Below are 13624 nucleotides of genomic sequence, written 5' to 3'. Positions count from 1 at the left end.
GTCACGCTCCCCGACCGTGCTTGGATACGTGCTCGGACAGGTAGTCGAGGCCGAAGATGTCTGCCATCTCCCCGTAGCCGACAGCACCGTCGTACTCGTAGCGATGAAGACTCTGGAAGGCGACATCTCGCGGGTTGAATCCGTACCAGGGACGTGCCGCCACCGCACTTCCACGGAACTCCCACTCTGTTCCGCCGGCGCTACGGACCTTCAGGTGATTCGACATTGTCAGCATGTCGATGCGCGCCGCATCGACCTGCGCCCACACCAGACTCTCGGTCTCACCGTTGCGCGTGACAAAGCCGAACCGCAGGTCGCCGTAGCGAACCTGTCCCCGTTCGAGAGTGATCTCGACGGCGAGATGCATCGCCAACTCCGGCCCGAAGTTGACCGAGATCCAGGAAACCGCCCAGGTTCCGAGATCGCGGCGCGGACCCCAGCTGTGGTCCATGCTCTCGTAGCACTCGACCTCGTAGCGCTGACCCCGAAGCGTCAATTCACCGGTGATGTGACCCTTCACCTCGAAATGACCGTTTGCCCAGCCATCGCCGCGTGTGTCCTGCGACGCCACGGAATCCGCGGCGGTCAGCAAAGCATTCTCGGCTGGATCGTGCATGTCGAACGGGTGGTGTGTTGCCTCGAAGTTCAGATCGAAGGAACAGTTGCCCAGCACGTTCTCATACCGCATGCGGTAGTCACGCGGGGCATTTGATGTCTTGACGCTCAGCCCATTCGGTAGCGAATAGTCGGTGAACGACTTCGGACACGGTTGGTGGACCTGACAGTCCGACAGGTCCATCTCCGCTGCAGACGTGCAAAAATTCTGTGCGAGTGCGACAGATGACAGCGCGACACCTAAGTTGGGCCGCGCGAGGACATACGCGTTTCCGAGGATGCCCGCTTCGGGCACGCTGAAGATCAGCGCGGTCGTCTCTGTCCACGTCCAGTCGTCCGGATCCCGGTCGTGGAACTCACAGTCGGTTTCTTTGATCATTGGAATGCCTCTCGGTGCTGCGATCGCGGTCTCCTTGCCGCTGCGAGAGATCCTTCCCATACGACCGAGGCTTCATGACGGTCATCACGCCCTATCCCCCGTGGGCACCCCAGAACTCCCTCTGGCGGGTCACGATGGGCCACACTCCCCACGTAGGTGAGCGGTTCATGACCCCGGCAGTTCATGACCCCGGCAGTTCATGACCCCGGCAGTTCCTGCTCAGGGACGAGTCGACCTCGCGATCAGCTCCGCACGATTCGCCGCACCGGACTTTCGCAGGATGTTCTTCACGTGGGTCTTCACCGTCTCCAGCGAGACGTAGAGTTCCCGTGCGATATCTGCGTTGGCGAGTCCACGGAGTATGAGCGGCAAGACCTCCCGCTCGCGTCTAGTGAGATCTTTTGCCAGAGAGGAGCTTCGGTCCGTATCCGGCGAGATACGCGTATCGAGATCGCCGTTCAACTCGCGGGTCACGTGGGAGACGAGGTGCTCCCACCCATGGGAGATGTCGGAGTTCACCCGGGCCGCCGAGACGAGGGACTGCAGCAATGCGAGGTAGCCGAAGTAGTCGGCCTGGTCCTCCTCGGAGACGCCCAGACCGAGGCAGAGTGCAACGGTTCGGTCCGAACACCGGAAGGCCATCGCCGTGCCGTCGTTCACCCGCCCCAGTGCGCTCGCAGACGCCGCCGCCGAGCGACCTACCGCGACCGTGGGACCGCGGAGTGCCGAGAGTTCGACGGACCTCGGTTCGAGGGTCAGCTCACACCCGTCGAGGTTGTCGGCGGTACCGGTCGCGGCCAGCACCCGACCGCGTGAACCCACACGCGCGCCGTCGAACTCGAGGCAGAGAGTGTCGGCGCGAAGGACGTCGTGCAGGTGTTCGGCGATCAGGGTCATAAAGGCCTCGCGGTCAGCTGCTCGAAGACGGGCGAGCAGGGTCGCGAGCGTACGGAACAGTTCCGTGTCCACGACATCGATCGTGTCGACCAGTTGCCGATGACACGTCAGTGCCCGCACTGTCACTGCGGCGAGTTCCGCGCGTCGTGCGTCGTCGGGACTGGACATCCGCTCGGCGTTGACCGATTCGAGGCACGACTCGAGAACGACCAGATCATGTCCCGCCTCCGCGCGTCGCCGGAGAAGTCCTCGCGACTCAGCGCGAGTCCGCGACACGATGTCGACCAACCGGCTCACGTCACCAACTGACGACAGGTCACCGCAACCCGCTGTCACCTCAACCATGCGTGTCGAGTCCGGCACGGTAGGCAGCAGCCGCTGCAGCACGGCTGTGGACACCCAAACGTGAATAGATCTCTTTCACATGTGATTTCACGGTACCCTCGGAGATGCCCAACTCATGAGCGATTTGCGCGTTCGTGGCGCCCACAGCCAAGCGCCGCAGGATTGTCAGCTGTCGCGCGGTCATCCGCACACCGCTTTGCCGAGAGCCGACAGCGTCCAGGCCCGGACCCGGCGACGACTCGACCCGGAGATCGGCCCGCCCACCGAGCACCTCCTCCGCATACGTCACGACGTTGGTCAAACGCTCTGCGAGGTCGGCGATCTGGCGGCGCCTCGCCATTCGTTCGGCCAGCACCCCGAGCATCCCGCACGCGAGAGCGACTCGTTCCAGATCGACCATCTCGGCGGGTTCGTCGTAGCGATCGGCGTGAACCATACCCACCGGGTTCCCGTTGCTCAGAACCGGCGCGGTTGCGTACCCGCGCGAGTTCGATACAGACATCAGCGGCTTGTAGGTGAGGCGGTGAGTCTTGGGGTGACGCGACGAGCTGAGGTTCGTGCCGTGCCACCGTCGTGTGTTCAAGGGGTGCGTCGTCGAGGTTGATCGTGCGCTCCGAGAGGTATGCCCGCAGCGACGACTGATCAGCAACGATTGCGCTCTCGATGTACAGGGACGCGGGGCGCCAGGTACTGCCATCGACGACCGAGAAGAGAGCTCGCCGAAAGCCGAGGGCTTTGGACGTCCCCTGAAAGGTCTCATCGAGCTTCTCAGGTAGCACCGGCCAGGGCAACGACGTCAGCGTTCGGACGGCCGCGGCCGCCGACTCCAGCCGGGCCCGGGCGCTGCCGCCTTCCCCGCGTCGCACGGATTCCAGTTGGGGTGAGAAGGTGATCGGCATCGGAGAACTCAGCCGGCTCGAGCACACCCGTGCGTATGGCACCGGCGACGTCGACGAGAAGACTCTCCAGTTCCAGACCGGCGCGTTCATGTACATGCGCAGGACCGTCAGTAGTGCCCATCGTCACTCACCCCGTATCGGAATCCCGTTCACACTCAGCAGAAGTGCTCGTAGGCCGTCAACTGCTCGCGCCTGGCCGGCGGCGGTCCCTCAACTTCGAATACCGGCCGGGGAGGACAGGTGCTGCCGGAGTCCGGACAGGATCTCGGCGTTGACGTTCCGGGTCTGCTCATCGGTGAGTCCCCACGGTGGCGCGATCAGGTCGAGATGGTCGAACCCCGCAGGAAGGTCTGCCAGCCGTCCAGGGAACTCACCTGGCGCGCAGGCAATGGCGATGGCGTCGATCATGTCATCGCTGACAGCGCGAATGAGCGCGTCGGTATCCCGATCACGGGCCGCCTGCCGGATCACCTTCTGCTCCGAGCTCCAGCCGTGAAGCTCGAACAGTCGGTCATAGACGCGGGACGCCGCGTACTGACCGATCGCGAACGCAACCTGCCGTCGAGCGAGTTCGACGTCATCGTCGATCGCACACATGCGGATACCCATGATGGTGATGTCGCCGGGATCACGGTCGGCGCGGCGGGCGCCGACAGCGATATCTTCGGCGACTGGTCCGCGGACGTAGTCTGCGGTGAACATCGGGTGTCCCACCAGTCCGTCGGCGTGCTCACCCGCGGTACGCAGCATGAGTTTGTTGACGCCGGCGATCCAGATCGGGATGGTCGGCCGAACCGGCTCGGGCACTTCCGAAGTCGGTGCGATGTGCACGTGGTAGAACCTACCGTCGTGATCGACTGGGCCTTCGTGGAGCCGCCACAGCGCCTTGAGTACGGTCAAGAGTTCGGCCATGCGCGCGGCCGGCGCCTCGCCGCTCACCCCGTGCCAGGCCTCCATCATTTTCGGGGTTCCGTTGCCGAGCCCGAGGATGATCCGGCCGCCCGACAGTTCGTCGAGGTCGCGAGCCTCTGCCGCCCACATCAGCGGGCTACGACCCACGCCGTAGGCGATGTTGGTGCCGATCGAGATGCGCTCGGTCCCGGCGGCGATCGCCGCCATCGGAATGGTCGCCGATCTGCTGTACAGCTCGCTGGTCCAGACCGCGGCACACCCGACTTCTTCTGCCTCGCGAGCCAGATCGGTCATCGTCTCGAAACGGCGTCGACCGGTACCCACCCCGAATGCGTTCACACCGAAAGTCGTCACAGCACAGATCCTTTCATCGAAGACTCAGGCGCGGCGCGGAAAGCGGTCGAACTCGGGCCTGCGCTTGGCCTTGAACGCCTCGCGCCCTTCTTGCGCTTCCTCACTCGCATAGAACAGCAGGTTGGTGTCGTGCGCGAGCTGCTGAATCCCGGCCAGACCGTCCTCTGCCGCATGGAAGCTCGCCTTCATCAGGCGAAGTGCCATGGGTGACAACTCGAGCATCTCCCGGCACCACTGCACCGTCTCACGTTCGAGGTCGGCCAGCGGCACGACGGTGTTCACCAGACCCATCTCCAACGCCTGCTGGGCGGTGTACTGACGGCAGAGGAACCAGATCTCCTTGGCCTTACGTGTACCGACCATGTCGGCCAGCAGTCCGGCACCGAAGCCACCGTCGAACGAGCCGACGCGGGGGCCGACCTGCCCGAGCCGGGCGTTGTCCGCGGCGATCGTCAGGTCGCAGACGATCTGCAGGACATGCCCACCGCCGATCGCGTAGCCCGCGACCATCGCGACCACCGGCTTCGGAAGGCGACGGATCTGCACCTGCAGGTCGGTCACGTGGAATCGGCCGACCGCATCCGGACTGTCCGGATCGGTGAGATAGCCCGTGTCGCCACGAACCCGTTGGTCGCCTCCCGAACAGAAGGCCTTGTCCCCCTGACCGGTGAGCACGATGACACCGATACTCGGGTCCTCTCGGGCGTGGGTGAGTGCCTCGGAGATCTCGATGAGTGTCTGGGGTCGAAAGGCGTTGTGCACCTCGGGGCGACAGATCGTTATCTTCGCGATCCCGTCGTCGGTGCGCGAGTAGTCGACATCGTCGTAGCGACGAACCGTCGTCCACTCGACTGCGGGGGCGCTTGTCATCGTCAGGCCATCGTCAATCCACCGCTGACCGACAGGGTCTGACCCGTGATGTAGCCGGTCTCGTCGGATGCGAAGAACGCCACGGCCACGGCGATGTCAGAGGGGACTGCGAGACGCTTCATCGGGACCGAGCGGGTCATGCCGCCGATGACCTTGTCGGCATCCTGGCCCGAGTTGTCGGCGAACTTGCGCAGCGCCGGGGTGTCGGTGGGGCCCGGGCACACGGTGTTGACGGTGACGCCCTTGGTGGCGACCTCGCGAGCCAGAGTCTTCGTGAAGGCGATGATGCCGCCCTTGGCGCCGGAGTACACGGCCTCCAGGGAGGAGCCGACCCGGCCGGCGTCCGAACCGATGTTGATCACGCGCCCGAAGCCGCGTTCGATCATGCCCGGCACGACCGTGTGGTTGACCCGCAGCGCGCCCTTGAAGTTGATGTCGAGGATCTTGTCCCAGAAGGCTTCGTCGGTGTCGACGAACTTCATGAAGTCGTCCCAGCCCGCGTTGTTCACGGCGACGTCGACCGGCCCCAATTCCTTGGTGACCTGCTCGACGGCAGCCTTCACCGACGCGGTGTCGGTGACGTCGATCGGCACCGCGATCGCCTCTCCCCCAGCGGCCACGATCTCCTTCGCGGTTTGCTGTGCGACTTCGAGATTCAGGTCGGCAACGGCGACGCGGAAGCCTGCTTCGCCCAGTTTGCGGGAGATTCCCTCGCCGATGCCCTGGGCACCGCCGGTGACAAGTGCGACTCGATTGCTCATGATGTGTTGTCCTTTCGATGGAATGCTGTCTGACGAATGGCTCTCTGCGGTTGTCATGACGCGGCTTTCACCGCGCTGGTGAGTTCGTCACGGAACTCCGGTGCCGCGATCGCGATGAGTCGGCGCCGGCGCTCGGAAAGCGGTTGTCCGCGAAGGTGGGCGATGCCGTGTTCGGTGACGACGCAGTCGACGTCGGCCCGTGCCGTGGTGACGACTCCCTCGTCGAGCGCGAATTTGATCGACGACCGACCCCGCATGGTGGAGCGGAGCGCGACGATCGACCGCTTTCCGGTGAGTGCCGCCGCGCGTGCGAAATCGACCTGTCCGCCGACCGCTCCGAGGTAGGTGCCCCTGCTCATCTCGGCGCCGACCTGGCCGGTCAGGTCGACCTCGATCGCAAAATTGACCGCGACGAGTGATGACAGCTGCGACAAGACCTGCGGCGCATGGGTGTAGCTGGTGGGACGGAACAGGGCGGGCACCTCGGCGATCCGGGTGTACAGGTCGGCCGAGCCGAGCGCCGTACCCGCCACGGACAACCCCTGGTCGATCTGTTTGCGCGCGCCGGTGACGACGCCCTTGTCGATCAACCGGAGCACACCGTCGGTGATCATCCCGGTGTGGACCCCGAGATCCCGGTGGCCGGCCAGCGCATCGAACACCGCCGAACCGGTGGAGCCGATGCCCACTTGAAGGGTGTCGCCGTCGTCGACGAGTTCTGCGATGTACCCGGCGATCGCCCGGTCCGGGTCGCCAACGGGACGGCTCACCTCCTCCTGCAGTGGCCGGTCGGTTTCGATGGTGGCCGTGAACCGTCCCAGCGGAACGCGTGGGGAACCGGGTGGTGCGGGCATCTGACGGTTGATCTCGGCGAACAACAGCGACGTGTGAGCGAGGGCGTCGGCCATGTAGTCGACCCCGATCCCCAACGAGCACATACCATCTGCGTCGGGCGGCGCCACCTGCAGCAGGCCGGCGTCGCAGGGCAGTCGGTGTTCGGCGAACATTCGTGGCAGCGCCGAGTAGTGACATGGCACCACCTCGAGCTGATCGGTCGCGCCGAGGTCTCGGAGCGCACCCAGACCGCCGTAGGACACCATCGTGTCGGCCGGAGAGATCGTCTGCGCCAGTTGATCGTTCCAGCTGAGCCCGGTGAACAGCCGCAGCGGCCCAAGACCGGGTGCCTGTTCGAGCAACCGGTCGACGAGTGGACGCGGCTCGGCCGCCGCCTGGCTCCACCAGACGCCCATACCGGGCTTGAGCAGTCCGCCGAAATCGACCATCAGTCGACTCGTTCGATCAGCGTGCCGGTACCGAGACCGCCACCGCAGCACATCGTCACCAGACCCAGGTGGCTGTCGCGTCGTTCCATCTCGCTCAGGATCGTCGCGATCAGGCGGGCACCGGTGGCGCCGACGGCGTGGCCGAGGGCGATCGCACCGCCGTTGACGTTGACCCGGTCCATGTCGGCTTTGAGTTCCTGCTGCCAGGCGAGGACCACCGACGAGAACGCCTCGTTGACCTCGAAGAGATCGATGTCGTCGACGGAGAGACTGTTCCGCTCGAGCAGTTTGTGGGTCGCCGGGATCGGACCGGTCAGCATGATGATCGGGTCCACACCGACCGTCGTCTGGTCGGCGATCCGTGCCCGCACACGCAGCCCGTGACGTTCCGCGGCTTCGCGAGTGCAGAGCAGCACTGCGGCGGCGCTGTCACAGATCGGACTCGACGACCCCGCGGTGATCCGTCCGTTCTCCTTGCGGAACACCGTCTTCAGCGCACCGAGGGTATCCAGCGACGTTCCCGGCCGTACGGTCTGATCGCCTGTGCGGACCTGGCCGTCGAGCTCCATCGGGACCATCTCGTCGACGAACCGTCCGGCGTCGATCGCGTCGACGGCCAGTGCGTGTGAACGCACCGCGAACTCGTCCATCTCGGTCCGCGAGATGTTCCACCGCTCCGCGATGAGTTCGGCGCTCTCTCCCTGGGTGACGAAGTCGTAGCGGTCGCGAAGTTCCGCGGGCCACGGCTCCCCGTAGAGTTCGCTGATCTTGGCGGGCGAGTTCATGGGTACATGTCCCATGTGTTCGACACCGCCGGCGATGACGATGTCGTGTACACCCGAGCTCACCAGGGCCGCAGCGAGATTCACTGCAGTCTGCGCGGAACCGCAGCGACGGTCCAGGGTCGTGGCAGGCACCTCGGCCGGGTACCCCGCCTGCAGCCAGGCGTTCCGGCCGATGTTGCGCGACTGCTCGCCGAAGGGGGCCGTACAGCCGATGATCAGATCTTCGACGACACGGGGGTCGATTCCCGTCCTCCCGACGAGATCCTGATAACAGGCCGCCAGCATCGCGTTGGGGTGGATGTCGCGAAACCAGCCCTTCTCGGGGTGGGACCGGCCGATCGGGGTACGCACGGCCTCGGCGATGACGACCTCGCGGCCGGCAGCGACGAACGGACCGGAAACTCTCGCACCCATGTCAGATCACCGTCCCGCCGTCGACGGGGAGGATCTGTCCGGTGATGTAGGCCGCGGCATCCGAGGCGAGGAACACGAAGGACGGTGCGATCTCGTTCGGGTATGCCCAGCGGCCCAGCGGGATGCGCGCGAGTGTTTTCTCGGCCAGCTTCTCGTTGCTACGGATGTTCTCGGTCATCGCGGTCGCCGCCAGCGGGGCGACCGCGTTCACGGTGATCGCGCGGCGTGCCAGCTCCTTGGCCAGCGACTTCGTCAGACCGACGATCGCCGCTTTCGCCGCCCCGTAGTTGGCCTGCCCGATGGTGCCGGTGAGCCCGGCGGCGGAGGTCACGTTGATGATCCGCCCGGTGCCGTCGTCGGGAAGCACGTCCAGCGCGGCATGGCTGCAGTGGTAGCTGCCCATGAGGTGGGTGTCGAGGACCCTGCGGAACTTGATCTCGTCCATATTGGGGAACATCGCGGGCGCGATCACGCCGGCATTGTTGACCAGGATGTTCAGGGTTCCGTTGCCCAGCGCGGCAGCCGCGCGCACCGCGTCGCGGGCGTTGTCCGCGTCGCAGACGTCGAGGGCGAAGGGCTCTGCGGTTCCTCCGGCGGCGTTGATGCGCTCGCTGACCTGGGCAGCGGCGTCCTTGTTGATGTCGGTGACGAGGACCGCCGCACCGGCGGCGGCGAACGCCTCGGCGACCGCGGCTCCCACGCCCCCGCCCGCGCCGGTTACCAGCGCGGTTCGTCCGGCGAGCCCGAAGACGTCGAGGCCGGCGGGCGCCGTGGATTCGGTGTTCTGCTGCTCACTCATCAGTAGCTCCTGGGGAGGCCGAGGACGTGCGATCCGAGGTAGTTGAGGATCATTTCCTGACTGATCGGGGCGATCCGCGTGAGGCGCGCCTCGCGGAAGTAGCGTGCGACGTTGTACTCCTCCGAGTAGCCCATCCCGCCATGTGTCTGCAGGGCGCGGTCCGCGGCGTCGAAGCCGGCGTCGGCACACAGGTACTTGGCCGTGTTGGCCTCGCGGGCGCACGGTTGCCCACTGTCGTAGAGCCAGGTGGCCTTCCGCAACATGAGTTCGGCTGCATCGAGGCGGGCGAGTGAATCGGCCAGCGGGAACTGGATCCCCTGGTTCTTACCTATCGGACGGCCGAAGACCTCGCGGTCGTTGCCGTAGCGGACACCTGCGCGCATCGCCGCCCGGCCGATGCCCAGCGCCTCGGCGGCGACCAGGCAGCGTTCCGGGTTCAGTCCGTCGAGAATGTAGTAAAAGCCCTTGCCTTCCTCGCCGACGCGGTCCTCCACCGGAATCTCGAGGTTGTCGATGAACAGTTCGTTGGACGTGACCGCATTACGGCCCATCTTCTTGATCGGGCGGACATCGACCTTCGCGCGGTCGAGATCGGTGAGGAACAGCGTCAGGCCGTCGGTCTTGCGGGGCGACTCGTCGAACTTCTGGGGTGCGGGTCAGCAGCAGGATCTTCTCGGACTCGACCGCTTTGGAGATCCACACCTTGCGGCCGTTGACGATGTATTTGTCGCCCTCGCGCTTGGCGAAGGTGGTGATCTTGGTGGTGTCGAGACCCGCGCCCGGTTCCGTGACGCCGAAACAGACGTGCAGGTCACCGTTGACGATGCGGGGCAGCGTGCGCTGTTTGAGTTCCTCGCTGCCGTGCACGATCACCGGATGCATGCCGAAGATCGACATGTGTATCGAGCTGGCACCGTTCATCCCCGCGCCCGATGCCGCCACCTGCTCGAGCAGGATCGAGGCCTCGGTGATGCCGTACCCGTGCCCGCCGTACTCTTCCGGCGTGGTGATGCCGAGCCAGCCACCCTCGGCGAAGGCGTTGTAGAACTCCGTGGGGAATTCGTGCTTCTCGTCTTTCTCCTGCCAGTACTGGTCGTCGAACTTGGCTGCGAGTTCGGTGACCGCATCACGAATCGTGATCTGGTCTTCGGTGAGATCGAAATCCATGTCAGGTCTCCATATCCTCAGTCCAGGCAACTATACCAATGGACTGACCAAATAAAGCAAGGGGTGCGGTCAAGCGATCGTGGCGGGCCCGTCGAGCAGGCTCGCCGCGATCCGGTCGTTCCATGCCGTCGGCGTTCCGAACAAGCTGCGGTCGAGCTTGGCTCGTTTGTAGAACAGGTGCAGGTCGTGTTCCCACGTGTAACCGATGGCACCGTGCACGGTGAGGGCTGACTCGGCGACGTCGGCCACCGGACCGGTCACCTGCACCTTCGCCACCGCAGCTACCGTCGCTGCGTCATCGAGTCCGGCGTCGAGCGCGGCGGCGGCGTACAGCGCGATCGAGTACGACGACTCGACCGCGACCAGCATCTGGGCCGCTGCGTGCTTGACCGCCTGGAACGTGCCGATGAACTGGCCGAACTGCTTGCGTTGCTTGCTGTATTCGACGGCGAGATCGAGCATGCGTTCGGCGCTCCCCAGGGCATCGGCGGCGACCAGGACCGCGGCGAGCGATGAGATCCTCCTCAACGATGCGTCATCGGCAGCAACAACGGAGGCGATCGGGGCCCGGTCGAACACGACGGTCGACGCGGCGCGCGCCCGGTCCAGCAGGTTGTCGCGGGTCACCACGGCGTCGGCGGTGGCCACTCGCGCCCAGCCCCGCCCGTCGGGGCCGTCGACCGGAACCAGCAGCGTGTCGGCGTCGGCGACACCGAGCACATGAGCCACTGTCCCGGTGACCGTCGAGCCGTCGGTCGTGCATGGGACCCAGGCCGGCACGCGGTCGGCGCGGAGCACTGCGGCGAACTGCTTCTCGCCGGCCAGCTGTGCGGTCAGTTCGTCGTCGGTCAGCAGGACCGAGGCGAGCGTGGCGGCGAACCACCGCGAGTCCGGTGCCGCGGACCGACCGAATTCCCGTGCGGCAAGCGCGAGTTCGAGAACCCCGCCGCCCTGCCCACCGGACTCCTCCGGATGCCCGACGCCCCACCAGCCCTCGCTGATCAGTGCACCGGTGAACCGCGCGGAATCTCCCTCGGACGCAAGCTGTCTGACGGTGTCGGTGGGAAACTTGGCGGTGATCCACTCACGCAACGATGACGCGAACAGTTCCTGCTCGTCGGACAGTTCCCAGTGCATTACACGCTCCTCGAGTTCGCGGCCGCGGACTGCGCGTCTTGTGGACCGGCCACGCCCGGCCCGTCGGCGCTGTGCACGACTCGGCGGATGGCGTCGACCGCCTCGGGGTTCTCGGCACTCGACAGGTCCCCCGGATCGGTACCGATGGCCGCAGCCCGGACCGCGCGACGCAGGATCTTGGCCGACCGCGTCTTCGGGAGCGCCTCGACGGCCCACACCTCGGCGGGCGCGAACGGCTTGCCGACGCCGGTGGCCACCAGTTGCCGTAGTTCCTCGGAGACGCCCTCGGTGTCGGCGCCGGCGCGGGGAACCCAGAAGGCCCACACGGTTTCGCCCTTCTTCGGATCAGGTATGCCCACCGCGGCCGCCTCGGCCACCGCAGCGTGGGTGGTGAGCACGGATTCGACCTCGGCCGGGGCCAGTCGTTTGCCCGCGACGTTCATCACGTCGTCGGACCGGCCGAGGATGTACCACCGGTTGTCGTCGTCGACGAGTGCGTAATCGCCGTGACACCACATCCCGGGGAACGTGGACCAGTACGACTCGAGGTACCGGTCGCGATCTCGCCACACCCCCCTGGTCATGGCCGGCCACGGCTGGCGGCAGACGAGTTCACCGATACTGCCCCGCAACGGTTTTCCCTCGTCATCGACGACGTCGACGTCCATCCCCAGCGACGGGCCGCCCAGTGAACAGCTCGGGATGGGCTCGACCGGGTAGGGCGCCAGGAAGGAACCGCCGACCTCGGTGCCGCCGGAGAAGTTGATGACCGGCACCCGGCCGGCGAACACCTCGGCGGCCAGCCAGTCGTAGGAGTCGGGATCCCAGGGCTCGCCGGTGGAACCGAGGACGCGGACCGCCGACAGGTCGCGGGTGGCGATGTCGGCGAGCGGCGTCGATCTGATCGCGCGGATGAGTGTCGGCGAGACACCGAGCATGGTGACCCGGTGCCGCTCGGCGAGGTCCCAGAGACGGCCGGCGTCAGGCACATCGGGTGAGCCTTCGTACAGGAGGAGTGTCGCGCCGTTGGCGTGAGTACCAAAGGCCGCGAGCGGCCCCATCACCCAGCCCATGTCGGTGATCCAGCAGAACGTGTCCCCCACGGAGATGTCGAACGAGTAGGCGACCTCGGTCGCGACCTTGGTGACAAAGCCGGCGTGAGTGTGCACCGCTCCCTTGGGTTTTCCGGTCGTTCCGGAGGTGTAGCCGAGCATCAGGGTCTGCATGGCGGGCATCGGAGCGAACTCGTGGGGTTCGCGCGTGGGATCGGTGAGCGCGTCCCAGCTGACGGTCGCGACGTCGGCGTCACCGACGTCGACGCCGGTTGCGACGTTGTCGATGGTGATGACCGATCGGACCGACGGGGTGTTCGGGAGGGCCTTGGCGAGTTCGCCGGACATGCCGATGGTGCGTCCGCGCCGCACGGTGCCGTCGGCGACGACGATCGCTTTGACCTCCGCGTCGTTGAGCCGGGCGGCGATCGCCGGCGCGGCGAAGCCGGAGAACAGCGGAACCAGGATCGCGCCGATACCGGCTGCGGCGTAGAGGGCCACGACCGCTTCGGGGATCATCGGCAGGTAGATGCCCACCGCATCGCCCTCGCCGATCCCGAGTTCGATGAGCCCGGCGGCGACCCGGCCCACCTTGTCGGCGAGTTCGCGGTAGGTCATCGTCGCGACGGTCCCGTCCTCGGCCTCGTGCACGATGGCCGGACGTTGGCCGTCATGGGCGAGCCAGCGGGTGATGCACGCGTCGACGGCGTTGAAGCTGCCGCCGACGAACCACTCGGGGAACTGTGGTCCCCCGGAGGCGTCGAGGACCGCGTCATACGGTGTCGCGAACGGGATTCCCAGATCGGTGATCGCCGCATCCCAGTACCACGACACGTCCTCAGTCGATCGCTTCCGGAGTTCGTCGATCGTCTCGATGCCGTGCGCTCGCGCGAGGCGCAGCACGTTGGCGTTCTCGAGGTAGTCGGCGTTCGGTGTCCACGTGTATGTACTCATC

The 13624-nt window shown here is 66.0% G+C and carries 11 protein-coding genes and 1 pseudogene; all 12 read right to left on the bottom strand.

What is annotated here, in order from left to right:
- Position 1: 1 nt before the first annotated feature.
- The 12 genes and pseudogenes from RVF83_RS11700 to RVF83_RS11645 all read right to left on the bottom strand — a co-directional run bounded on the left by RVF83_RS11700 (position 2) and on the right by RVF83_RS11645 (position 13623).
- The gene (locus RVF83_RS11700) at positions 2-994 is read right to left on the bottom strand and encodes a DUF7064 domain-containing protein (protein ID WP_005196940.1); all 993 of its coding nucleotides are present in this window, start codon (positions 992-994) and stop codon (positions 2-4) included.
- 219 nt (positions 995-1213) lie between these two features.
- Positions 1214-2188 carry a LuxR C-terminal-related transcriptional regulator gene (locus RVF83_RS11695; RefSeq protein WP_051989267.1) on the bottom strand — a complete coding sequence of 325 codons (975 nt, stop codon included), beginning with the start codon at positions 2186-2188 and terminating at the stop codon, positions 1214-1216.
- A 40-nt stretch (positions 2189-2228) separates the two neighbouring features.
- Positions 2229-2672 (bottom strand): helix-turn-helix transcriptional regulator, encoded by a 444-nt coding sequence (locus RVF83_RS11690; protein WP_341262023.1) that lies wholly within the window; start codon positions 2670-2672, stop codon positions 2229-2231.
- Between the two features lie 673 nt (positions 2673-3345).
- Entirely contained in the window at positions 3346-4401 is a 1056-nt protein-coding gene (locus tag RVF83_RS11685) for an LLM class flavin-dependent oxidoreductase (protein WP_005196932.1), read from the bottom strand.
- A 24-nt stretch (positions 4402-4425) separates the two neighbouring features.
- Positions 4426-5271 carry a 1,4-dihydroxy-2-naphthoyl-CoA synthase gene (gene menB / locus RVF83_RS11680; RefSeq protein ID WP_005196930.1) on the bottom strand — a complete coding sequence of 282 codons (846 nt, stop codon included), beginning with the start codon at positions 5269-5271 and terminating at the stop codon, positions 4426-4428.
- Between the two features lie 2 nt (positions 5272-5273).
- Positions 5274-6032 (bottom strand): SDR family NAD(P)-dependent oxidoreductase, encoded by a 759-nt coding sequence (locus tag RVF83_RS11675; protein WP_005196928.1) that lies wholly within the window; start codon positions 6030-6032, stop codon positions 5274-5276.
- A 53-nt stretch (positions 6033-6085) separates the two neighbouring features.
- Positions 6086-7315 (bottom strand): acetyl-CoA hydrolase/transferase family protein, encoded by a 1230-nt coding sequence (locus tag RVF83_RS11670; RefSeq protein WP_005196927.1) that lies wholly within the window; start codon positions 7313-7315, stop codon positions 6086-6088.
- The gene (locus RVF83_RS11665; protein WP_005196923.1) at positions 7315-8514 is read right to left on the bottom strand and encodes a thiolase family protein; all 1200 of its coding nucleotides are present in this window, start codon (positions 8512-8514) and stop codon (positions 7315-7317) included. The genes RVF83_RS11670 and RVF83_RS11665 overlap by 1 nt, the downstream gene beginning before the upstream one ends.
- Position 8515: 1 nt before the next feature.
- Positions 8516-9313, bottom strand: a complete 798-nt coding sequence (locus RVF83_RS11660; protein WP_005196914.1) for an SDR family NAD(P)-dependent oxidoreductase — start codon at positions 9311-9313, stop codon at positions 8516-8518.
- Positions 9313-10480 (bottom strand): annotated as a pseudogene (locus RVF83_RS11655) (acyl-CoA dehydrogenase family protein). The gene RVF83_RS11660 and the pseudogene RVF83_RS11655 overlap by 1 nt, the downstream one beginning before the upstream one ends.
- A gap of 69 nt (positions 10481-10549) precedes the next feature.
- Positions 10550-11617: an acyl-CoA dehydrogenase family protein gene (locus RVF83_RS11650; protein WP_005196912.1), complete on the bottom strand. Its 1068-nt coding sequence runs from the start codon at positions 11615-11617 to the stop codon at positions 10550-10552.
- On the bottom strand, positions 11617-13623 hold the full coding sequence (locus tag RVF83_RS11645; protein ID WP_005196911.1) for an AMP-binding protein: 2007 nt from the start codon (positions 13621-13623) through the stop codon (positions 11617-11619). Before RVF83_RS11645 ends, RVF83_RS11650 begins: the two co-directional genes overlap by 1 nt.
- Position 13624: the final 1 nt, after the last annotated feature.

The sequence above is a fragment of the Gordonia rubripertincta genome (genome assembly GCF_038024875.1).
Lineage (GTDB): Bacteria > Actinomycetota > Actinomycetes > Mycobacteriales > Mycobacteriaceae > Gordonia > Gordonia rubripertincta.
Note: the sequence above shows the minus strand (reverse complement) of the source record. Positions and strands in the feature narration are given on the sequence as shown.

What these genes read in the sequence shown, in the direction of transcription:
- RVF83_RS11700 (WP_005196940.1), bottom strand. Translation starts at nt 994, where the DNA reads ATGATCAAAGAAACCGACTGTGAGTTCCACGACCGGGATCCGGACGAC.
- RVF83_RS11690 (WP_341262023.1), bottom strand. Translation starts at nt 2,672, where the DNA reads ATGGTTCACGCCGATCGCTACGACGAACCCGCCGAGATGGTCGATCTG.
- menB (WP_005196930.1), bottom strand. Translation starts at nt 5,271, where the DNA reads ATGACAAGCGCCCCCGCAGTCGAGTGGACGACGGTTCGTCGCTACGAC.
- RVF83_RS11675 (WP_005196928.1), bottom strand. Translation starts at nt 6,032, where the DNA reads ATGAGCAATCGAGTCGCACTTGTCACCGGCGGTGCCCAGGGCATCGGC.
- RVF83_RS11670 (WP_005196927.1), bottom strand. Translation starts at nt 7,315, where the DNA reads ATGGTCGATTTCGGCGGACTGCTCAAGCCCGGTATGGGCGTCTGGTGG.
- RVF83_RS11665 (WP_005196923.1), bottom strand. Translation starts at nt 8,514, where the DNA reads ATGGGTGCGAGAGTTTCCGGTCCGTTCGTCGCTGCCGGCCGCGAGGTC.
- RVF83_RS11660 (WP_005196914.1), bottom strand. Translation starts at nt 9,313, where the DNA reads ATGAGTGAGCAGCAGAACACCGAATCCACGGCGCCCGCCGGCCTCGAC.
- RVF83_RS11650 (WP_005196912.1), bottom strand. Translation starts at nt 11,617, where the DNA reads ATGCACTGGGAACTGTCCGACGAGCAGGAACTGTTCGCGTCATCGTTG.
- RVF83_RS11645 (WP_005196911.1), bottom strand. Translation starts at nt 13,623, where the DNA reads ATGAGTACATACACGTGGACACCGAACGCCGACTACCTCGAGAACGCC.